Source organism: Sediminibacterium roseum (assembly GCF_009939005.1).
Classification (GTDB): domain Bacteria; phylum Bacteroidota; class Bacteroidia; order Chitinophagales; family Chitinophagaceae; genus Sediminibacterium; species Sediminibacterium roseum.
Genome location: NZ_JAACJS010000002.1, coordinates 389,183 through 412,815, shown reverse-complemented (window position 1 = coordinate 412,815; position 23,633 = coordinate 389,183). Strand labels below are relative to the sequence as shown.

The 23,633-nt window shown below is 48.1% G+C and carries 13 protein-coding genes; 5 read left to right on the top strand and 8 right to left on the bottom strand.

Annotation, left to right across the window (positions count from 1 at the left end; genetic code table 11):
• Positions 1-4: 4 nt before the first annotated feature.
• The gene (locus tag GWC95_RS01735) at positions 5-1,126 is read left to right on the top strand and encodes a TlpA disulfide reductase family protein (RefSeq protein WP_237722028.1); all 1,122 of its coding nucleotides are present in this window, start codon (positions 5-7) and stop codon (positions 1,124-1,126) included.
• Positions 1,127-1,394: 268 nt separating this feature from the next.
• Here GWC95_RS01735 and GWC95_RS01730 read toward each other — a convergent pair whose 3' ends face one another.
• The 5 genes from GWC95_RS01730 to GWC95_RS01710 all read right to left on the bottom strand — a co-directional run bounded on the left by GWC95_RS01730 (position 1,395) and on the right by GWC95_RS01710 (position 9,218).
• The gene (locus tag GWC95_RS01730; protein ID WP_161816945.1) at positions 1,395-1,694 is read right to left on the bottom strand and encodes a HigA family addiction module antitoxin; all 300 of its coding nucleotides are present in this window, start codon (positions 1,692-1,694) and stop codon (positions 1,395-1,397) included.
• Positions 1,695-1,704: 10 nt separating this feature from the next.
• Positions 1,705-1,866, bottom strand: a complete 162-nt coding sequence (locus GWC95_RS20030) for a type II toxin-antitoxin system RelE/ParE family toxin (protein ID WP_394351246.1) — start codon at positions 1,864-1,866, stop codon at positions 1,705-1,707.
• An 84-nt stretch (positions 1,867-1,950) separates the two neighbouring features.
• Entirely contained in the window at positions 1,951-3,450 is a 1,500-nt protein-coding gene (locus GWC95_RS01720; RefSeq protein ID WP_161816944.1) for a RagB/SusD family nutrient uptake outer membrane protein, read from the bottom strand.
• 19 nt (positions 3,451-3,469) lie between these two features.
• The gene (locus GWC95_RS01715) at positions 3,470-6,697 is read right to left on the bottom strand and encodes a SusC/RagA family TonB-linked outer membrane protein (protein WP_161816943.1); all 3,228 of its coding nucleotides are present in this window, start codon (positions 6,695-6,697) and stop codon (positions 3,470-3,472) included.
• Between the two features lie 274 nt (positions 6,698-6,971).
• Positions 6,972-9,218, bottom strand: a complete 2,247-nt coding sequence (locus GWC95_RS01710) for an efflux RND transporter permease subunit (RefSeq protein WP_237722027.1) — start codon at positions 9,216-9,218, stop codon at positions 6,972-6,974.
• 371 nt (positions 9,219-9,589) lie between these two features.
• Here GWC95_RS01710 and GWC95_RS01705 point away from each other — a divergent pair, with 371 nt between their 5' ends.
• The 3 genes from GWC95_RS01705 (at position 9,590) to GWC95_RS01695 (ending at position 19,427) form a co-directional block, all read left to right on the top strand.
• Positions 9,590-17,563, top strand: a complete 7,974-nt coding sequence (locus GWC95_RS01705; protein WP_161816941.1) for a PKD domain-containing protein — start codon at positions 9,590-9,592, stop codon at positions 17,561-17,563.
• A 5-nt stretch (positions 17,564-17,568) separates the two neighbouring features.
• On the top strand, positions 17,569-18,597 hold the full coding sequence (locus tag GWC95_RS01700) for a PorP/SprF family type IX secretion system membrane protein (RefSeq protein ID WP_161816940.1): 1,029 nt from the start codon (positions 17,569-17,571) through the stop codon (positions 18,595-18,597).
• Positions 18,598-18,905: 308 nt separating this feature from the next.
• Entirely contained in the window at positions 18,906-19,427 is a 522-nt protein-coding gene (locus GWC95_RS01695; RefSeq protein ID WP_161816939.1) for a hypothetical protein, read from the top strand.
• Between the two features lie 68 nt (positions 19,428-19,495).
• Here the strand turns inward: GWC95_RS01695 and GWC95_RS01690 are convergent, their stop codons facing one another.
• Positions 19,496-20,158, bottom strand: coding sequence for a hypothetical protein (locus GWC95_RS01690; RefSeq protein WP_161816938.1), 663 nt, complete (start codon positions 20,156-20,158; stop codon positions 19,496-19,498).
• Positions 20,159-20,213: 55 nt separating this feature from the next.
• Positions 20,214-21,704 carry an RNA polymerase factor sigma-54 gene (gene rpoN / locus GWC95_RS01685; protein ID WP_161816937.1) on the bottom strand — a complete coding sequence of 497 codons (1,491 nt, stop codon included), beginning with the start codon at positions 21,702-21,704 and terminating at the stop codon, positions 20,214-20,216.
• Positions 21,705-21,917: 213 nt separating this feature from the next.
• Between rpoN and GWC95_RS01680 the strand changes: the two genes are divergently transcribed.
• Positions 21,918-22,208, top strand: a complete 291-nt coding sequence (locus tag GWC95_RS01680; protein ID WP_161816936.1) for a hypothetical protein — start codon at positions 21,918-21,920, stop codon at positions 22,206-22,208.
• Positions 22,209-22,277: 69 nt separating this feature from the next.
• Here GWC95_RS01680 and GWC95_RS01675 read toward each other — a convergent pair whose 3' ends face one another.
• On the bottom strand, positions 22,278-23,495 hold the full coding sequence (locus GWC95_RS01675) for a DegT/DnrJ/EryC1/StrS family aminotransferase (RefSeq protein WP_161816935.1): 1,218 nt from the start codon (positions 23,493-23,495) through the stop codon (positions 22,278-22,280).
• Between the last annotated feature and the right edge of the window lie 138 nt (positions 23,496-23,633).

Below are 23,633 nucleotides of genomic sequence, written 5' to 3'. Positions count from 1 at the left end.
TCTTATGAAAAAAACATGGATCGTTTTGATGGCCGCGGTTGCGTTTGTATCGTGTCAACAGAAAAAATACGGCGCATTTACCGTGAGCGGCCGGGTATCAAACGCAATAGATAAAAAGATCACACTCGAAGAAATCCCATTTGGTGGCGAGAGCCCGATCGTGATCGATTCGGCCACGTTAAAACCAAACGGCACATTCGAACTGCGCGGCATGGGCAAAGAAGAGGGGCTTTACCGCCTTGCAGTTGGAGGTAATTCTCTTTTGGTGATCAACGACAACAACAACATCAAGGTGGATGTTGACATGAACAACTACAAAGCCTATAAAACAGAAGGCTCTCCTGCTTCCGAGGCGCTTCATACGCTTTTTGAGAACTACCGTTTGAAAGACTCGGCGCTGTTCAATACGTTCAAAGAACTGGATACATTGGAAAAAAAGAATGCCAGCGACAGCATACTTACGATTCAGCGCAACAAACGTGATGCACAGATCAGGGACATGAATACACTGGTAACCAATTTCATCAACCAGTCGCCAAGCCCCGCCGCGCGGATCTATGTGCTTGGCATGGCCGGCCGCACGATGAGCCAGAACGAAGTGAAGGCGCTTGTGCTTTCATCGGCAGACAAGTTCAAGGAGCACAGTGGTCTTGCACGGATCAAGGCGATGATCACCACGCAGCAGCCGGCGGCGCCGCCAAAAAATCCTTTGCTCGATCAACCGGCACCTGAAATAAATTTACCCGATACTTCTGGCAAAGCCGTTTCGTTGAGCAGCTTCAAAGGCAAGTATGTACTGGTTGATTTCTGGGCAAGCTGGTGCGGGCCCTGCAGAAAGGAAAACCCGAACGTGGTGGAGGCGTACAAAAAATTCAAGGATAAAAACTTTACCATCCTCGGGGTTTCGCTCGACCAGGACAAAGAAAAATGGCTCGAAGCCATTCACAAAGACGGCCTTACCTGGACACAGATCAGCGACCTCCAATATTGGTCAAGCGCCGTTGTACCGCTTTATAAGATCGATGGCATTCCATTCAATGTTCTTGTGGATCCGCAAGGCAAAATCATTGCAACGGACCTGAGGGGGGAACAACTCAACGCTAAGTTGCAGGAGGTTTTGAAATAGGAAGCTTCATCTTCAATTCTGGGTTGTGGATGTAGCCGGCATTGCGGATACAGGTGATGACTCCAATAGGTAGTGGCTGTTCTATCCTCCGGTGAGGAGCGCCAAGCCCGGGAAACTGCAGCAGTCGTATGCTTCTCTTTTCATGGACTGATGGATCGATGGATCTATTACCACCACTCTCCATATTTATTGCTACAATCAATTCCTGGATTAGAATTTCCATATCTGGTGGGCGATATTCTATCGCACAACTTTTGCAAAACCAATGTTATGCGGATAGATTGCTGAACCTGGGAATGGAATTTAGAGTTGCTTTTAGGATTGCATTTTCTTCTTCGATATCGAAGTCGTCCTGTAACCCAAGCCAGAATTTCGCTGAATTGCCAAAATACTTTGAAAAGCGTACAGCAGTATCAGCAGTGATCCTGCGATTCCCTTTTATAATAGCCGACAGCCTGGTTTGTGGTATGCCAGTATCTTTTGAAAGTCGATATGCAGAAATTCCAAAAGGCACAAGAAACTCTTCGTGTAATACTTCGCCCGGATGAATATTTCTAAGTCGCTTCATTTCGCTTGGTTTAGTGATAATCTATTATTTCAACTTCTGACGCATTTCCTGGAACCCATTTAAAGATGATCCGCCATTGATTATTGATCCGTATGGAGTAAAAGTCTTTAAGAGTTCCCTTCAGTTTTTCCAACTTATTGGAAGGTGGTGCCGCATAACACCTGGATACGATCAGGATTCATAAATCACCACAAAAGTGATGCAAAAAAAGCCGCTCCCAAAAAGGAGCGGCTTATAATATCAAACCTTAACTGAATTATTTGTTCAGGTTCGGGTTGTTCAACACTTCCTGCTGTGGAATAGCGAAAGTGAGTTTGTCGTCGTTGTAAGCGAAAGACTTACCAGCTTCGAAAAGGTGGTTGGTGCCTCTTGTTATAGTGGCTTTGTTCCTCTTCATAGCGAGGTACGCTTTACCTTCTCCCCAAAGTTCGATACGGGTCTGGAGGTAGATCTCGTTCAACAAGGCTGCGCCAGACAAAGTATTGATGTATGATACATCAGTGATCCTGTCGGCCAGGAAGTTGCTGAGCTGGGTTCTTGCTGCACCCTCTTGTCCGGTACGTGCTTTTGCTTCTGCATTCAACAGGTAGAACTCGTCTGAACGCATGTAAACGTAGTCGGTTTCAACATACCTTGTACCACCTGATGTACGGGCTGGTGCATAAAATTTGTTGATCGGCTGGAGTTTGTACGTTGCAGTAGGAGCAGCGAACTGTGTTTTCCTGACATCGTCGTTCCTGATTGAGTTGTACAATCCGAGATCGATCGTTTTAGGATCACCCGCCCATGTATAGCTGTAAGTGAACTGATCGATTTGTCCCCACCATGAAACAAGGTTCAGGCCTTGAGACAAAGTAAGGTCAACACCCCACATCCAGCTTGGCGTGGTTACTTTGTTGAAACCTGCAGTGTTGAGGTTTGTTCCATCGTAAGACAGGATCGCTCTTGGTGTTTTTGCGTACGCGGTGTTCAGTTGGTCTGTCAAAGTAACAACCTGTGCCCAGTCTGCAGGAGTACCTCTTGCAGCGAGTACATAGCAGAGCAAACCTTTCGCAACGTTTGCATCTACCTGGTCTTTTGAAGAACGTGTGAAACCATTCAGCAAAGAGATGGCCTGAGTCAGGTCCTGGATCATCAGGTTGTAAACGTCGGCTGCTGTGCTTTTAGGTGCATTGGAAGAATCTGCCCTTGTAGTTCTGTAGATCGGAAGGATTTTAGCAGAACCATCGCCGTATTCTTTTGCGTACAGCTGGGTGAGGTAGAAATATCCATAAGCCCTCATCGCTTTCGCCTGGCCCATTACATAGGCATTGTTACCTGTAACGGCTGCGTTGTTACCACCGAGGATGTCGATGATAGAGTTGGCACCGAAGATCTGGCGGTAGTAATACCTGAACGGAATGTACACCTCGTTGGTCACATAGTTTGTTGTTGCAACCAAACGGGCGAGGTTAGAATACCATCCGTAAGTTACGCCGGCGAGAACCATGTCAGATTCAATCATATCGGTATAGATATCAATACCTTTCTGGCCGAAATCATCGTGGCCGGTTGTTCCACCCACGCCTGTGTTGAACATGGTTGAATACAAGCCCGAAATAGTACCGTTCAGCAACTTCGGGTCCATCTTTGCATCATTAGCCAGCTGCTCGGGAGTGATGAATGAGGTGGGCTGTGTTTCGAGGAAAGATTTTTTACATCCTCCCAGGAAAGCTGTAGCGGCTACCGCAAGTGTTAAGAAATATTTAGTTTTCATGTTTTCTGATTAAAAGAGTTTAGAATCTAACTTTTACGCCTGCGCTGATGGTTGACAATGGAGAATACAGGTATGTATTTGATCCACCGGCTTCAGCAGTTGACGGGTTCAGACCTTTCCTTGCAGATGCAAGATACAGGTTATCTCCTGATACGTAGAAAGTAGCCTGTTGGATGCCTAATGCCTGAACTGTTTTTGTTGGAAGGGTATATCCAATACGAACATTGTTCAGGGCAAGGTAATCCGCTTTCGCCAGGAACCTTGTTGAAGTACCGTTGTTGTTTGCATCGAGGTTGTTCGACAGGCGCGGAACATCAGTGATGTCGCCGGCTTTCTGCCACCTGTTCCTCATGTCAACGTGCCAGTTGTTGTTACCAACCGCACCGCTTGCCATCAGACCCTGGTAGAGGCCGTCAAATGCATATCCGCCGATGCTGTACAGGAACTGAACTGAGATGTCCAGGTTCTTGAATCCTGCATTCAGGTTGAATGCACCGCGAAGCTTAGGAAGCGCTGATTGTCCTGTGTAGAACAAGGTTGCCTGAGAGTATGTTTTAGTGATACCCTGTTTGTAAGAATTCGCTTTTGAAGGATTGTCAATTTTGAATTGCTCAAGGCTCGCGATCTGCTCACCTGCATCAAATGCATTGTTGCTGTTCAGGTCATCGTAGTAAACTGTCCACTGGCTTACACCTGTTGCAGCATCTACACCAGCGTATTGTCTTGTGTAGTAGTCATACAGTGAATGTCCTTTGCCATAACCATACAAACCCTGTACATCCAGGTATTTCGGACCGCCCGTTGATGGGTCTAATGGCATTTCGGTAAGCTGGTTTTTGAAATGTTCACCGTTGACGTTCAGATCCAGCCAGAAATCTTTTCTCTTAATCACGTGTCCTGTCAATTCGAACTCGATACCGCTGTTGCGAAGGTTCGCATCATTCACTGGCAGGCTGGCATATCCATTAGAAATACCAATTGACCTGTTGAACAACATGTTGTTTGTGTTTTTCACGTAGTAGTCCACCGAACCTTCGAGGAACGTTCCAAGCCTGAATTCAGCACCAACCTGTGCCATTCTTGAAGTTTCCCAGGTAAGATTTGGATTTTGCACAACTTGTGGTGCAAACGAAGGCAAGTCATTCAGATTTGATACCTGGATCTGGTTGTAACCAGAATAAGATCCAAATCCAGCCTGGTCGCCCAATACGCCATAGCTGGCTTTCAGTTTCAGGTAGCTGAGGATAGATCCTTTCTTCATGAAATCTTCTTTGGTAACTTCCCAACCTAAGCCTACAGAATAGAAAGTTCCCCATTTGTCATTCCTGAAACGTGATGAACCATCCGCACGAACTGTTCCAGCGAGATAGTATTTGCCTGCATAGTCGTAGTTAACCTGGCCGAAATAACTTTCGAGCCTTTGGAGTGTGTTGTTTGAAGTTACAGCACCCGGAACTTTAACGATTGCGTTGTCGAGTTCGAGACCGTCGTTAAGAACGAGGTTGTTTCCACCCGCACCAAATGTTGAGAATTTGTATTTGGTTGACTCGTGTGCCGCCAAAACTTCAACATTGTGTGCAGAGAAACGGTGTGCGTAACGTGCCATGGTGAGGAGGTTGAGGTTCATTTGCTCGTTCCTTGTGTGGAACAATGAACCGTTCTGTGGTGCAGATCCACCATAGAATTTGTTACCGCGTGATACACCAAGACTTGTATAATACTGCATACCCAACCTGTTTTCGAGGGTCAGGTCTTTTGTGAATTTCAATTTAACAGAAGCGCTACCGTTAAGGTCGTTACGGGTAGAACGGCTTGTGTTGTAGATCGCATCGGCGATCGCGTTGGTCAAACCACCAAATCCGCGTGATTTACCTGTACCTGCACCATAATCGTACTGGAATCCACCAAAAATCGGGTCCGGTACTTTGGCGCCTGTTGCATCGCGGAGGAACAATGGATAGATAGAAGGAAGGTTATCTACAAACCAGAAAATACTGTTTGAGCTGCTTCCCTGTCCGTTGTTGTTCGTGATCGCGTTTGAATAGTTCGCATTGAATGAGGTGCTCAACCATGATTTTACTTCGTGGTTCAGGTTCACACGGAAAGAAAGGCGTGTGAAGTCTGTGTTGATCGAGTAACCTTTATCCTGCAGGTAACCAACTGAAGTGTAGTAGTTGGTTTTAGCATCGCCACCACCCATTTTGATGTTGGTTTCTGTCCTGTTTGAAGCCTGGAACGCATAATCCGCCCAGTTTTCAGGATCGTATTTTCTTGTAACACCTGGTTTAACGGTTCTTGTTACCGGATCGATCAGATCAGCAACAGTTGCCACGTTCCACATGTTGTAAAAAGGTGCGATACCGAGTGTACCTGTGCTGAACAGGTTGGTGTTTGCATACGCTGTAGGGTTTGTACTTCCCTGGAACGCTGCGTAGTTGTACATAGACTCCCATGAGAGGCCGATGTACTCTTCCGGTGATTTGATGGTTTCGTAACGTGGGAGCAAAGACATGTTTGAACCAAACCTGCCATCTACTTCGATGTAAGGTTTTTTGCCACGTCCGCTTGTGGTTGTGATAACGATCACACCATTCGCACCACGTGAACCATAGATAGCTGTTGCCGCCGCATCTTTCAATACAGTCATTGAAGCTACGTCTGCAGTGTTGATGCCGTTCAATGCACCATCAAAAGGAATACCGTCTACAACATACAATGGTGAACGGTTACCGTTTACAGAGCCCAGACCACGGATACGAACCGTAGCATTGGTACCTGGCTGTCCTGATGTGTTGATCACACGAACACCAGCTACCTCACCGGCCAATGCCTGCGATACGCTTGATACGCTTTTTTTGTTCAGTTCTTCGCCAGAAATCTGTTTGGCAGTACCGGTGAATGCCTGTTTGGTTGTTGTACTATAACCAACTACCACCACTTCATCAAGCAGGGCAGTTGAAGCGGCCAATGTTACTGCAACAGTATTATTGGCGCTGATCGTAACATCCTGCGCAGCAAAGTTAACAGAGGATACTGTCAACACTCTTACTGAAGCAGGCACAGAAAGCGAAAAAGTACCTTCTGCATTCGTTGTTGTTCCCTGTCTGCTGCCTTTCGCCACAACTGAGGCATTGGCAACCGGAACTCCTTTGTCGTCAGTAACCTTACCAGTAACGGTCCGGTTCTGAGCCATAAGCTGCGTGCAAAGCAATAATGCACACATGAGCATCTTCACAAGTTTTGTCATGATTGTTTTGTTTTTAATTCGGGGACGCAAATTAGTTAAAGAAAGCTTAACACAAGTTATAATGACAGGAACATTTTAATTTATGCTGCACTTTTTAAAAAATTCGTCGGTTTAAATCGGCTAACAAAAATGCAGCCATTGATTATCAATGAATTAAGAGAAATGATTAAACCTGGTGCAATAAAATAACTACAAGCGCGTTACAGCTTTTTGGTGTAAAAAAACGTCGTAAACCGACTACTTTTTCGTTCAGCAAACTGATATAATGTAAAAATTAATGTTTCTTTTTCCGTCGTGAAGAGCCTAAAATCAGCACCGGTAAAAGGATCAGGTTGGTTAACGTACCGGTTACCAATGTGAGCGATGTGAGCCATCCAAGCGCTTTTGTTCCCCCGAAATCGCTGAAACAGAAAATAATAAAGCCCGCGATCAGTACCAGTGATGTATAAATGATGCTGATGCCCGTATGCCTGATGGTTTGCACCAGCGTTTTTGCCACGTCCTGGTTGTAATGCGGCAGTTCCTGTTTGTAATTGATCAGGAACCGTATCGTTACATCGATCGCAATACCTAGCGCCACGCTGAAAACCAATACCGTTGAGGGTTTGAGCGAAATACCGGCCCATCCCATCACCCCCGCGGTTACCAGCAACGGGATGAGGTTCGGGATGAGTGAGCATACTAGGATCCGGAACGACCGGAACAGGTACAACATACAAAGTGTGATCAGAAGGAAGGCCCAGAAAATACTTTCTTTCAAGCCTTTGATGATAAAGCTGGATCCTTCTAAAAAACTCACGCTCGCACCCGTGAACGTTACATGGTACGATGCGGTGTCGAACAGTTCATTCGCCTTCTTCTCAAAATCCGATAACAGCAGCGGCAATTTGGCGCTGCCTATGTCTTTCATGTTCACACTGATGCGCGCCACCTGCTGTGTGCTGTCCATGAAACTTGCCAGCAGTTTGCCCACGCCCTTTTTCCCTGCCGCCGTATCGCCTTTCGATTGAAGATAAGGGGCCATGAATACAAGGTCGGACTCGTAAGGAATGGTATAGCTGAGGCTGTCGTTGTCGAAATAAGATTGCTTTGCAAATTTCAACCCTTCCACAAACGACAAAGGTTTTGCGGTTGCGGGGTTGGCGGCGATGTATTGCGAGAGCTCGTCAATTTTTTCGATCGGTTTGATGCGGAGGATGCCTTTTTTCTTTTTGGTATCGATCACGATCTCCAATGGCATTACACCACCGAAATGCTGTTCGAACCATTTGAGATCGGTGTAAATTTTATCGTTCCTGGGAAGGTCATCTACAATAAATGCTTCGCTCTTGATCCTGAAGATGCCGATCAGTGAAAAAAGAGTGATCAATGCTGTGATGCCGTATACCCAGCCCGCATGGTGAAACGTCCATTTTTCGATGCGCAGCAATAATTTCTCGAGGAACTTATTATCGAGGTATTTCGTGTGTTTTGCTTTTGGCGGCGGCAGGTAGCTGAGTACCGCGGGGATGAATATGAGCGAGATGAGAAACAGGACCATGATGTTGATCCCCGCCACTGCGCCGAACTCTTTCAGCAGGTCGCTTTTCGTTAATGCGAACACAGCAAACCCAATGGCAGCGGCGATGTTGCAGAACAGCGTTACGATGCCCATACGTCCTACCATGGTTACCAGCGCTGCCTCTTTTGCTTTTTCATCGCGGTAAGCGGTATGGTACTTATTGAGGAAATAAATGCAGTTGGGGATGCCGATCACAACAACCAGCGGTGGAATGAGCGCGGTGAGCAGGGTAATCTTGTAACCGAGCAAAACGATCGTTCCCAGGCTCCACACAACACCCATGCAAACCACCAGCAAGCTCATCAGCGTAGCGCTTATGGATCTGAAGAAAAGCAACAGGGTGATGACCAGCAACACCAGTGAACCAACGAGGAACCAGCTCATTTCGTCTTTGATGCGGTTGCCAACGGAGGTCCTGATAAAGGGTAGCCCGCTTGTGTGTACGCTTACATTGTTCCGTTCTTCAAAGGCGTTCACTTCCTTCATTATATCGTTGATGAGGCGCGTGCGGCTCTTGCTCCCGATGGTGTCTTTGTTTACGCTTACGGCAACGAGGTAGGCGTTTGTTTGCGGGTTGTACAGGATTCTCCGGTAAAAAGGAAGGTTCTCAAATGCGGCGCGGTCTGCGTTGAGCGAATCCTGCGACGTATAAGGATAATGAAAGATACGTTGCGGCAAAAGTTTATGCGCAAGGCTGTCGTTCTGCAAACGCACCACTTCGGGCACGCTCAGGATCTCGGTAACACCGGGGATCTTTTTCAGCTGCTGGTCGAGCAGCCCTACCTCGTTGAAAAACCGCTGGGTGTAAAAACCGGGGTTTTCAATCCCGATGACGACCGTGCTTCCATCGGCCCCGAACTTTTTGAGGAAGGACTGGTATTCCTTGTATTTGGGGTTATCGGTAGGGAGGGCGCGGGTAAAATCGTACGATAACTGGACCTGCGAAGCCTTCCATCCCATGAAAGCCGTTGCTGCGAGTAATATGACTAATAAACTTAATCGATTCTTTAAAATAAACCTACCTGCTTTATACCACATGCGTCTTAATTAGAACTACAAAGAAAGCAATAAAAACGCACAAGAAATTACGGTTGATTTAACGGGCAGAAAACGTATTAACACGGAGTTTTGTTTTGTGCGTTGTAAAGCGGTTTTTCCGGCTTTATATTTAATTACCGGTTGAGAAATGGGTTGATTTTGTGAAGAGAGAAGATTTGTCTGCCGGATGTTTTTCATCCAATATCCAAACGCTGCTTAAATGCGGCCCCCCAATGTCCATGAAAGCCAACAGGTATCTATATCTGTTACTGCTGGCGTGCGTGTGTTACTGTGTGAGACTATCTGCACAGGCCACATGCCCGGGCAGCGCGCTGGCGCCTGTTTTTAAACAGAGCTTCGGGACGAGCCTTACTTCTACCGCAAAGAATGTGGTGCCTTCCGGTTTCACCACCAATTATGCTTTCAATGGTACGGGCAACCTGGCCGACGGGCAGTACATGGTTACGCCGCTGGTGCAGAACGCGGGTAAGAACGACTGGGCCGTAGGCGGCGACCATACCGGGGATGTGAACGGAAATATGTTCCTGGTGAATGCGGGTACGGGCGCCTCCCTGTTCTTCAAACAGCAGGTGGACAATCTCTGCCCGGGATCAACCTTCAGTTTCTCTGCCTGGCTCGCCAATGTAAACACTGCATCTGTTACCGGGCCGATCTGCGGTGCATCGATCGTTTATCCCAATGTTACTTTTTACATCAAAGACGTGAACGGCAATGTACTCGGCTCGTTCAATACCGGCAATGTGCCCTTAACCACCAATGTGAATGTGGCGCCCAACTGGAAACAGTACGGGTTCCAGTTTGCGTTGCCCGCCGGTATCACTTCGCTGGTGCTGGAGATGGTGGATTTTTATGGCGGGCAGCCGCAGTGCGGCAATGATCTCGCCATTGATGATATCGTGTTCTCTGCCTGCACCCCGCAAGCTTCTGTGGCCTTCAACACAACCAATGCGATCTGTGCAGGATCGAGCGTTACCATCAACACAACATTGCTGAACAGCCCGTTTCTTACGCCCGCCTACCAATGGCAGAAATCTTCTGATGGCGGCGCCACCTGGACCAATGTAGGGGCGCCTTCTACAACCGATCAACTTACTTTGACCAATGTAAGTTCTTCTGACAATGCATTGTACCGCGTAATCGTAGGGCCAACGGCTGCGAGTCTTTCGAGCAACAGTTGTACCACGGCATCCAACGCGCTGCAGCTTACCGTCCATTCGTTGCCATCCGCTTCGATCGTAAGCAACAGCCCGGTATGCGCAGGCGGTACCCTGAACCTCAGCGCTAATATTTCGGGCGGCACAGCGCCTTTTACTTACAGCTGGAGCGGGCCGGGTTTTACATCAACCAGTGACCAGCCCTCTGTTACCAATGTTACCGCGGCATCCAACGCGGGCTCTTATGCATTAACCCTTACCGATGCAAACGGATGCGTGGCCAAGGCAAACAGTACCGTTTCCATTTCGCCGCAACCTTCTGTTGCGGCTGCGGGCACCGACCAGGTACTGTGTGCGGTAAACACGATTACGCTCAATGCGGGTGCGCCTGCGGTTGGCACCGGGTCGTGGACACAGGTTGGCGGTCCTGGTACCGCAACCATAGCCAATGCGTTGTTGCGTAATACGGGCGTGTCGAGCCTTTCAGCGGGTCTTTACAAGTTCAGGTGGAGCGTGGCATCTGCGCCGTGTACGGTTTCAACGGACGATGTGGAGATCACGATCTACCCTGCAACCAGCGCTGGTGTGTTGTCAGGCCTGACCACCGTTTGCGCCAGCGGCAACAGCGGCAGTTTAACCTTAACGGGAAATGTGGGTACGATCCTGCAATGGGAATCCTCTACAGACAATGGCAATACATGGAGCGTAATTGCCAACACAGGCAACAGTTTATCCTATTCATCCCTGGCCACAACAACGGCTTACCGCGTATTGGTGCAGAGCGGCAACTGTGCATCTGCATACTCGAATATTGAGACGGTCACCGTTTCGCAGCCAACCACGGCGGGCGTGCTGTTTGGTAACCTGTACCTGTGTGCAACAGCCAACAGCGGCATTCTTTTTAAAACAGCATCAACGGGCACCGTACAGCATTGGGAAAGATCAACAGACAATGGTGCTACCTGGAGCGTGATTGCAAACACGGCTAACAGCCTTATGTTCAACAACCTCACCACAACAACTTTGTACAGGGTGTTGGTAAAGAATGATCCGTGTTCCCAACTTTATACCAATAACGCAACCATCACCATTTACCAGCCTGTGAATGCAGGCACGTTAACAGGCGATGCCGTTGTTTGCGCAACAGGAAATGCAGGAAGCATTTCACTTACAGGCAACAATGGGAACATAGACCAATGGGAATCATCAACCGATAATGGCAATACATGGACGGTATTGTCTAACAATACCGCCAGTTTGTTTTACAGCAATCTTACTGCAACAACAACCTACCGCGTATTGGTAAGCAATGGAAGCTGCGCATCGCAATATTCGAACAATGTAACCATTACTGTAGACGATGCAACCGTTGCCGGAACCGTAAATGGCGGCGCAACGGTTTGCGCGATGGCCAACAGCGGAACCATTACGCTCACGGGTTACAATGGAAATATCCTCAACTGGGCCTCATCAACAGACAATGGAAGCACATGGAACACGATCGCGGGAACGGGAAGCAGTTACAGTTACAGCAATCTCCCTGCGCCAACGCTTTTCAAGGCGAATGTAAAGAACGGCAGTTGCGCCGCAGCCTATTCTGCGCAGGTATCTATCGCGATGGATGCCGTTACCAACGGTGGAACACTCAACGGAGCAGCAACCGTTTGCGCAAATGCAAACAGCGGAACGCTTTCTTTAACGGGCTATGTGGGAAATATCCTGCATTGGGAACAATCAACAGACAATGGCAGCAACTGGAACGTTATCGCGGGCACAAACGCAGATCATTCCTACAACAACATCAACACGAACAGTTTGTTCAGGGTGCTTGTGCAGAACGGGGTATGCAATACGGCCTATTCGAACAGCGTGGCCATTACCATGGTTCAGCCAACGGCTCCGGGCACCCTGGCAGGTGATGCCACCGTTTGCGCCGCAGCAAACAGCGGAACGATCTCTTTGACAGGCTACACAGGAAACATCACCCATTGGGAATACTCAACCGACAATGGAAACAGCTGGAACATCATCGCAAACACAGGCAGCAGTTATTCGTTCACCAATCTACCTGCAACAACTGTTTACCGCGTGCTGGTTCAGAACGGCATCTGCACATCGCAATACTCGAACAATGTAAAGATCACCGTAAATCAACCTGCGGTTGCAGGAACACTGGCCGGCGGCGTAACCGTGTGTGCGGCTGCAAACAGCGGAACCGTTTCGCTGACAGGCAATACCGGGACCGTTGTTCATTGGGAATATTCGGCAGACAATGGAAACAACTGGAACATCATCTCCAATACAAATACCAATTACACGTACAGCAATATCTCTTCCACAACCATTTACCGGGCACTTGTTAAAAATGGTGTTTGTGCATCGCAATACACCAACCAGGTGACGATAAACGTTGACCAACCCACAACTGCAGGAACACTCGCAGGAGCTGCGGCCGTGTGCGCAACCGGCAACAGCGGAACGCTTTCTTTAACGGGATCGGTTGGCAATATCATTCACTGGGAATCTTCGGCTGACAACGGCAGCAATTGGAACGTGATCGCAAATACCAATGCCAGCCTTTCTTTCAGCAATCTTGGCGCAACAACCGTTTACAGGGCATTGGTTCAAAATGGCGTTTGTGCGGCGCAGTATTCAAACAACACCACCATTACCGTAGACCAGCCTACTGTTGCCGGAACACTTGCAGGCAATGCAACAGTTTGCGCATCCGCAAACAGCGGCTCGGTTTCTTTAACCGGTTCTGCAGGAAATGTGATGCATTGGGAATATTCGACCGACAATGGAAATACATGGAGCATTGTTGCAAATACAACCAACAGCATTGCTTACAACAACATTTCAACCACCACTGTTTACCGCGCCATGGTTCAAAACGGCGTTTGCGCATCGCAGTATTCAAACAACGCAACAATCGTTGTTGACCAGCCCACCATTGCAGGAACGCTCACGGGCAATGCAACGGTTTGCGCCTCTTCGAACGGGGGAACGATCTCTTTAACAGGTAACAGCGGAAACATCATTCACTGGGAATTTTCAAACGACAACGGAACCACATGGAGCGTGATCGCCCACACAGGCACCAGCCTCTTCTACAGCAATCTTGCAGCAACAACCCTTTACCGCGTACTGGTTCAGAATGGTGTTTGTTCAGCACAATACGCAAACCACGTTACGATTGTTGTTGATCAACCTTATGTTGCCGGAACACTTGCGGCAAACACAACCGTTTGCGCCACTTCAAACAGCGGAACGATCTCGCTCACCGGCAACACGGGTAATGTGATGAACTGGGCTTTCTCTACCGACAACGGGAATACCTGGAGCAACATTGCCAACACAGCTACCGCGCACACGTTCAACAACATTTCAACCACAACCATTTACAGGGCAACCGTTCAAAATGGGGCTTGTGCGGCGCAGGTATCAAATGCCGTTACGGTTACTGTTGAGCAGGCAACCGTGGCAGGAACACTTTCAGGAAACAACACGGTATGCGCTTCTGCCAACAGCGGTTCCATCTCTTTAACAGGCAATACAGGATCGGTTGTTCACTGGGAATATTCAAACGATAACGGCAACACATGGGCCACGGTCGCCAACACAACCAATGGCCTTTCGTTCAGCAATCTCACCGCAACAACAGTTTACAGGGCCCTGGTTCAAAATGGAACCTGCGCATCGCAATATTCAAATCATGTTACGGTTACTGTTGACCAGCCAACCACAGCCGGAACGCTTTCGGGCAGTACAACCGTTTGCGCCCCTGCAAACAGCGGCTCTCTTTCATTAACAGGAAACACAGGAAGCATCCTTCACTGGGCGTATTCAAACGATAATGAAAATACCTGGAACGCAATGGCGCACACAAGTGATGTTCTCGCCTATAGCAATCTTGCCGCCACCACGTCCTACAGGGTTTTGATCAGGAACGGCGTTTGCGCATCGCAATATTCAAACAGTGTGAAAGTGAGTCTCGATCAGCCAACGGTTGCCGGAACGCTTTCAGGCGATGCAACGGTATGTGCTTCTTCCAACAACGGATCGGTTTCATTAAACGGTAATACAGGAAACATCATTCATTGGGAAACTTCAACCGACAACGGGAACACCTGGAGCGTTGTGGCAAATACATTGAACAACCAACCGTTCAGCAATATTTCAACAACAACCCTTTACAGGGCGCTTGTGCAGAATGGCGTTTGCGCTTCGCGGTATTCGAACAATGCCACGATCACTGTTGTACAACCCGCCAGCCCGGGAGTACTTTCCGGTAACGCAACGGTTTGTGCAGGACTGAACAACGGATCCATCATCCTGAACAATTACGGCGGAAACATCCTGCAATGGGAATCTTCCACCGACAATGGAAATACCTGGTCGGTTCAAAATGTTTCACTGTCAACTTTGTTTTACAACAACATCACCGCCGCCACGCAATACAGGGTACTTGTTGGCAACAATGTTTGCCAGCCGGTGTACAGCAATCTCATCACCATTACCATTACGCCGCAGGTGAGCACCGCGGATGCCGGCCCCGATCAATTGCTCTGCAGCACAAGCTCCATCAGGCTCTCAGGCAACAACCCGGCATCTGGTAATGGCAAATGGAGCCTGTTATCCGGCCCGACTGCTGCTGCCTTCTCTGATCAATCAGCCGGCAACCCTGTTGTAACCAACATCGTTCCCGGCACTTATTATTTTGAATGGAGGATAAGCAATGGTGTTTGCGCAGATTCAAAAGATACGGTCAGGGTCGTTGTGTATCCCGCCATTACCAATAATGTTGATACTACTGCACAGGTCGTTTGCAAGGGGCAAACCCTTACCATTCATGCGCAGGCCGGCACAGGTGGAAACAATTCGTTCCAGTACCAATGGCAAAAAAGTTACGACGGAATTCAATGGACGGATATCGCTACCGGTGTGGATCTCACATTTACGCCGGACGCATCTCTATTGCTGCGCAGGAACATTACATCCTACACCTGTGCTTCTGAAGGCAGCACAACAAAGATCACCGTGCTGCAGGCCTTATCCAACAACCGCATTACGGGCGATCAACAGGTTTGCGAAGGAGCGGTTGCAAAAGAGATCACAGGAACCGTTCCGGATGGCGGCGATGGAATCTTCACTTATCAATGGCAACAAAGCATCGACACCGGCGCGCATTGGTCGGTCATTACCGAAGCCCGGAGCAGGCACCTCTCCCTTACAACGGCTTTTACCAAAAGCACATGGGTAAGAAGGATCGTAACCACGCAAAACTGCAACGGACCGTTGATGAGCACCAGCAACACCGTACTGGTAGAAGTAAAACCTGTTGCCTCCGCAACGCTGCAATACAACGGTGGCGTATACTGCAGGCTTAATACCGGTGTTGAGTTCAAGGCCGATGTTAACCATACAGATTCCATCAAATGGAATTTTGGCGATGGCAGCACGCTCACTACCACTGCACGCAATGTATCGCACGTGTATACGAAACCCGGAAGTTTTGCCCCTTCTGCGCAACTCATCAATGCGGCGGGATGTAATGTTTCTGTGCAGCCCAAAGACACGATCCATGTAGACGAAGTAAAAGCTGCTTTCAACATCAAGGCCATCAACGATTGCGGTAAAACGACCTATCGCTTTGTTGACACGAGTTCTTCTTACTTCCCCGTTTCAAAACGCATCTGGGCCATCAACCAGAAAAACACCGGCGCAGGCAGCACCATGCAGTATTCTTTTGACGCAGAAGGAAAGAACGAGGCTTCCCTGCTTGTGAACAACATTTACGGTTGCAGCGCTTCGCTGCAGGCAAAATTTGATGTGAATATCCACTCCTATCCCAAGGTAGACATCAATGCCATGAGCGAAGCGTGTCTGAATAACCTGATGGAACTGAAATCGGTGATCAACTCTACCGACTCCGTAAAAACGCGCATCTGGAACCTCAGCAATGGCCTTTCTGCAACAGATTCCGTTGTGCAGGTTTCATTTTACAGCGAAGGAAAATACATGGTAAAATTAACGGTGGCCACGGTGAACAGTTGTTATGATTCCGCATTGAAACAGATCATCATTCACCCGATCCCGAAGGTATCGGTGAGTGCGAACAACCTGGTATGCAAAGGTGGCACCGTTGAGCTGAAAGCCAGTGGCGCCGCGGGTTACATCTGGAGAGACCCATCCGGCAACATCATCTGCAACAATTGCAACACGCTAAAAGTGTCTCCGCAAAAAAATACGGAATACAAAGTGCTCGGCTATTCTGAATATGGCTGCAGCGAACTGGCAAGCGCCAATGTAAGGGTGATACAGCCGTTCAAACTCACCGCAAAAACAGCTGATACCCTTTGCCTTGGCGAGACCAAAAAAATAGCCATCAGCGGTGCATCAACGTATACATGGCGAAACGATGCCGGGCTCAGCAGTTACAATGGGGGAAGCGTTTTTGCTTCGCCGGTGGTTACCACAACGTACCGCGTAACGGGTAAAGATGAATTCAACTGTTTCGCGGATACGGCCGATATCAGGCTCACCGTTGGCAAACCCACACCATTCAGCATCGGGCGCGATACAAGTGTGTTGTCGGGTGTTCCGCTCCAGTTGCATGCAATAACATCATCGCCAGACATCAGAACATGGCAGTGGAAGGGTAACGCCACCTTCTCCTGTCTCTCCTGCGCAGCGCCTACTGCAAAAGTGATCATGGATGAGTGCCTGGGCTGTACCGCTACGAATATTTATGGATGCAAGAGCACCGATACAATATGCATCACCACATTCTGCCCGGGTTCTGAAGTATTTATCGCGAATGCGTTTTCGCCGGACGGCGATGGGGTGAACGATGTACTGTATGTGCAGGGGCGCGGCATCAAACTCATCAAGAGCTTCCGCATTTTCAGCCGCTGGGGCGAAATGGTTTTTGAGAAATCAAATTTTTCGCCGGGTGATAAATCGAGCGGGTGGGATGGCCGCATCAGGGGAAAAATGGCATCACCGGATGTATTTGTATATGTATGCGAAGCGATCTGTGAAAAAGGAACGCCCGCTGTTTTCAAAGGCAATACTGCTGTTTTAAAATAAATGTTATGCGTAGAATTTTATTTTTATCACTGTTGATCACCGTATTTGCAACGGATAGATCTGTGGCGCAGGATTTCACTTTCTCACAGTTTTACGAGCAGCCGCTGCTCCGCAACCCCGCACTGGCAGGGCTCTTTACGGGCGATCTGCGTATTTCAATGGCTTACCGCGACCAGTGGGGCAGCGTTACCGTTCCGTTCCGCACCACATCGCTGAGCATTGAACACAAAATTCCGGTGGGCAATAACCACGATGTGTTAACAGTGGGCTCGCAAATGAGCATGGACGGCGCGGGCGACATACGGTTGAAGCGTACGCAGTTGCTGCCCGCTATCAACTTCCACAAATCATTGAATGAAGAACGCGATACCTATTTATCGATCGCATTCATGGGTGGACCCGTAGCGAGCCAGTTTGACGCGTCGCAACTCAAGTTCGGCGACCAGTTTCTGAACGGTGCCTACAATGCAAACAATGCCAGTTCGCAAACCATTACCAACAGCAGTTATTCTTACTGGGACCTGAGCACGGGCCTTTGTTTCAGCACGGTTTTTAACAACAATACAAAATTTTATATGGCCGCGGGCATCTCGCACATTACCAAACCTACCATCCGCTCTTCCACAACCACGCAGGCGGATTTTCTCGCACCGAGACTGATGTTCAACATCGGGGTTAATGTAAAGGCCGGCGACAACGGGCACGTCATCGCCTTCGGCGACTACTATTCCCAACACGGGAACCGCCAGTTGCTCGGCGGTTTGCTGTATGGAATAGATGTGAGCCGTTTTGATGATGAAGAGCCAGCCACTTCTTTTTACATCGGTAGTTTTTTGAGATGGAACGATGCGGTGATACCTGTCGTAAAAATGAATTTCGATCACCTCAGCATAGGTGTGAGTTATGATGTAAATATTTCAAAACTAAAAACCGTCTCAAACTGGAGGGGCGGTCTTGAGCTCACTGCCTCGTACAGCGGGTTCTTAAAGATCAGGAACTCTACCTTGGACAGGGTTCGTTGTGTGAAGTTTTAAAGAGGAGGCGATATGGAAGATGGTGTAAAAAAATTATGTTTATCGCTGTCGCTGCTGGCGTGTTTATTATTGTTGATCGGAGGATTGCTGATCACAGCCTGCCTGTGGTTGTTACTGGTTGGATGAGGTATTGATCACATGGCAATGACAATACACTAACAGCCGTATAACAAAACCGCAGCCAACTGGCAAAAGCCTACGCTATGTTGGCGTCTTCTACTTATTACACCGACATTACTTGAGATTATTTAGATAACCAAACACATGTAACATCTTTTTATATATTCGTGTGAATTAAACCTGTTCGCATGAAATTTCCTTTCCCTACGGCAAGCACCTTTTTACTGTGCATCTTCATTTCGACATCTTCATGTGAACAACCCGCACCCAAAAAACCAGGAACAACAAAAAAAATAGAGCTGATGGAAGGAGAAATGCCACCGCCGCCAACATCGGTTGTTAAATCAAAGGCCGTTGATCTTGAAACATGGTTTTTTTCTTTTGCGAATACTTCCCTTGATAACGCAGTGGTCAGATACCAAATAGGTATGTTTGATGTTGAGGAGGCAATTGTATTGGCGGTGAAGCGCGTGAATAAGGCATCAAAAAACGAGGATGGTAGCTATACCTATTTTAAAGTTTTAAAGGAACCTTCGGAGAAGAAAGAAATGATGACAACCGTTGAGGAACTTCAAGCTAAGGTTGCGGATATCAGATCAAGGCTCAAATCGTTCGCAAAATCAGAACGCTTCAGAGCAACGGCATTCGCTCGTGCAGCATCGGTCACGTTCGTATTTGACGACGAACAATCCATTGTTTTGGGGAAATAATGTTTCATTATGCAGCCGCCGTTTGTTGGTCGCCTGACCAACAACGATGTATTCATAGCCTGACAATCCTAAATAATATCCACAAACAAAAACGCAGCCACCTGGCAAAAAGCGCCTACCAGCAGCCCAACATACACTTCCTTGTTGGTATGGTCGCTCACCAGGAACCGTGCGGTACAAACGAGGCCGGTAAGCACCGTGGCAATGCTGATCGCGAAGCCCAGCGGCATACGGTAATGCAGGGAGAAAAGAATAACAGCGAACATCGCCCCGCCAACACCCATGGCGTGCAGGCTGATCTTGAAATAATTGTTCAGCACTAGGCCGAACACGGTTGACATAAAAATACCAAGGTAAAAAAACTTAAGAACGGAAGGCTGGTCGTCGAACTTCGGGTTACGGCTCAGGAAATACATCCACCAGTAAAACACCATTGTGATCACATAAGGAACGATCCTTTCTTTTTGCGTGCGCAGAAAAATGCTTTCGCTGAACTTCAATCTCCACAACAGGAACACCGCAAACGCGGGAAAAAAAGCGGTGAGCCAGAACGTGCTGAACAAACGAAGCTTCAACTGGTATTCAGAAATACCGGCAAACTCGTAAGGCACCTGGTACATCAAAAAGATAAAAATATACGTTGGGATGAACAACGGGTGAAACACGTAAGAAATGATCTTTGCGCCGATGGTTAATGAGCGGGGATGTTTGATATCAATTGTTTCGTCCATAATTCTCAGTTGTCGGTAAGCAGGATCTTAAGCAGAAGGGCGTTTTTATGGTTGTCTAAAGCTCTTTCCTCAATCTCGCCACAGGAACGTTCAGTTGTTCACGGTATTTGGCCACGGTTCTTCTTGCGATGTTGTATCCTTTTTCCTGCAGCATATCTGTAAGCAGTTCATCGCTCAGCGGTTTGCGCTTGTCTTCCGCTTCGATCATGTCGCTCAATATCTTCTTCACTTCACGCGTACTTACTTCTTCGCCGCTGTCGGTGCTCAGCGATTCGCTGAAGAAAAATTTCAACCGGTAGGTTCCGAATTCTGTCTGCACAAATTTGCTGTTGGCCACCCGGCTCACCGTTGAAATATCGAGGCCGGTAAGTTCTGCGATGTCTTTCAATATCATCGGGCGCATGGTTGTTTCATCGCCTGTAAGAAAAAACTCCTGCTGGTGTTTCATGATGGCGCTCATCGTTCCAACCAAAGTATCCTGCCTTTGCTTGATCATATCGATGAACCATTTCGCCGAATCTATTTTCTGCTTGATGAAAAGCACCGCTTCTTTCTGGCGCTTGTCTTTTTTGCTGCCCTTGTCGTAATCTTTCAGCATATCCTTGTATCCCTCGCTGATGCGGAGATCGGGCGCGTTCTTTGCGTTGAGTGTAAGCTCGAGCTTGCCATTGTTATTGATCACAAAAAAATCCGGGACAATATAACTTTCCGCTTTGTTGATCTCGCCGATATTGCCCCCTGGCTTCGGGTTCAGTTTGATGATCTGGTTGATCACATCCCTGATCTGCTCATCTGTAAGGTTCAGGCTGCGTTGTATTTTTTCGTAGTGCTTCTTGGTAAATTCATCAAAATACTTCGTCAGCACTTGTATGGCGAGTGTTACGCTTTGCCCTTCGTTGAGTTTTCTTTTCAATTGAATCAGCAAACATTCACGCAGGTCGCGCGCGCCAATACCGGGCGGGTCAAACTGCTGGATCTGCTGCACAAGCGCTTCAATCTCCTTCTCATCCACCGTAAGCCCCTGCCTGAAGGCAAGGTCATCTGAAATGGAAGAGAGCTCCCTGCGCAGGTACCCGTCGTCGTCGAGGCTACCCACGATCTGTTCCGCTATTTTAAAACTGCGCTCATCAAGCTCCAGCATTCCCAGCTGTGTCAGCAGCAGTTCATGAAAACTGGTCTCCACCCGGATGGGGATCACTTTCTGATCGTCCATTTCAGGATAGTTGTCGTCTTTCATTTTATAATCCGCGATCTCGCCGTCGTCGTCGGTCACGTATTCGCTGATGTCTACATTATCATAGTCCTCTTCGCTGCCATCGAGATCCTTGTCGTCATCCGAGGCGCTGTCAAATTCATCTTTCATGTCGTCGCCGAACTCGTCTTCATGTCCTTCCTCATCCAGTTCCAGCGCCGGGTTCTCTTCCAGTTCTTCTTTGATGCGCTCTTCAAGATTGGCCGTAGGAACCTGCAGCAGTTTCATTAATTGAATCTGCTGTGGTGAGAGCTTTTGTAATAGTTTCTGTTGTAATGACTGGCTAAGAGACATATATCAATTTGGAGCGGGAACCTGCAGTTTGCAGAGGGCCTTCAAGCCGTGTTTACCGTTATTCCGTTTCCAGGTTTTTCATATTTAATTCCGGTCCGGTAAAACGGGCACTTACCGTCAATTTGCCCATCGTACTTTATACCCGGCTTGATTTTTGCTGTAAATTTACACACAAATGAAAGCAACCCAACATTGAAACCAATTTGTTTGTTTGTGAATTTATTGCTAATAACGGCCGTTACAGGGTTTGCGCAGCCGGTGGTTTCCAATTTACAGCTCTCTCCAAAACGCGCCGACAGCCTGAAAAACACACCTTTAAGGCTGGTTGACCAGGATTTTTACGGCGACAATCTCAGCTTTTTCTGCAAGAAAGAATTACAGATCGAAAAATTAACAAAGATTCCTTTCCGGGTTAGATTGGGTAGTCTTGATTACGTGAACACCCTTGAAGGAAAAGGCCGCGATCTTAAACCGGTGCCGAAACTGCTCCCGAAAAATCGATAAGACAGGTATTGTACGGATAGGCAACCCGCAAACAAGCGGGCGGGCATAAAGCTGGAATCTACCGCAGTTTTATGCTTTCTGCGTTTGCCGCGCAAGCACATTTTTTATAACAGCTACCAGTTTTTCTCCTTTTTCCTTGATCTGGTCTTCGCTCCAAACCAGGCTGATGGCGGTAGATATGCAGCGGCACATGATGGCGTCGCTTGCCTCAAATTTGGCTTCTTTTATCTTTTGAAGTGCATTGCGTTGTTTGCTGCTGAGGTTGTGTAAGGCCTTGGCATCTTTCAGGTGATCCCATTTGCGTACGTAATGCCAGTTGTTCACGAACCAATAAAAATTACCTGCTAAAATGCCCTGCTCCTTTAATTCTGCCACCACGTCTTTTGTGATCTCCTCCGTTGGAAGGAACCAGCTGATGAAGCTGCAGCTATCCTCACCACCTTCGGGCACTTTTCGGAAAGTAATTTCGGGCACCTGTTCGAGGTAAGAACGGAGCGCCCTGTAATTTTTTTTCTGCAGGGTGAGAAAGGTATCCAGCTTCCTGATCTGCGCAAGGCCCACGGCCGCATGCAATTCGCTGATGCGGTAATTGTACCCGAGGAAAGGATGGAGATCCGCACCGCGATCGGCTCCCTTGTGGTCGTGGCCGTGATCGGTGTAGCCATCGCATTTGGTGTAAACATCTTCGCTGTTCGTCATCACAACACCGCCCTCTGCGCAGGTGATCGTTTTTACGAAATCAAAGGAAAAGGTTCCCGCTGCACCGATCGTACCGAGCGATTTGCCTTTGTAGGTTGCACCGATGCTCTGGCACGCATCTTCGAGTAAGATCAGGTTGTGTTCGTCGCATATTGCCTGCAGCGCATCCAGGTTGGCCATGCTGCCGCACATGTGCACCGGCATTACGCATTTTGTTTTGGGTGTGATGGCCGCGCGAACGGCTGCGGGGTCGAGGGTAAGCGTTTCATCTATGTCTACCAGCACAGGAACGGCCCCTACGCTCATCACCGCTTCGAAGCTTGCCACAAAAGTGAAGGCGGGCATGATGATCTCATCGCCAAAACCAATACCCAGTGCGGCCATGGCCGTTGTTAAAGCAGCGGTGCCGCTCGATGTAAGCTGCGCATACCTGCTTCCGAATGTTTTGTTGATGGCCTCCTCGAGTTCCTTCGCTTTCCAATGCCCTTTGCGCGGGCCATCAAAACCGTACCGCATGAGAATACCGGTTTCCATCACATCATTCACTTCTTTTCTTTCTTCTTCGCCAAATAATTCAAAGCCGGGCATGGTAATTAAGTTAGGAGTTGAGCGTTTTTTGATAAGGTTTGTAAGGGCAAAGATATAGATATTAAAGGAACAGGGATCAGCAACCGGCCCACAAGGATTCATGTACTTTGTATTTGGTACTTAACAGTAACTTTGCAC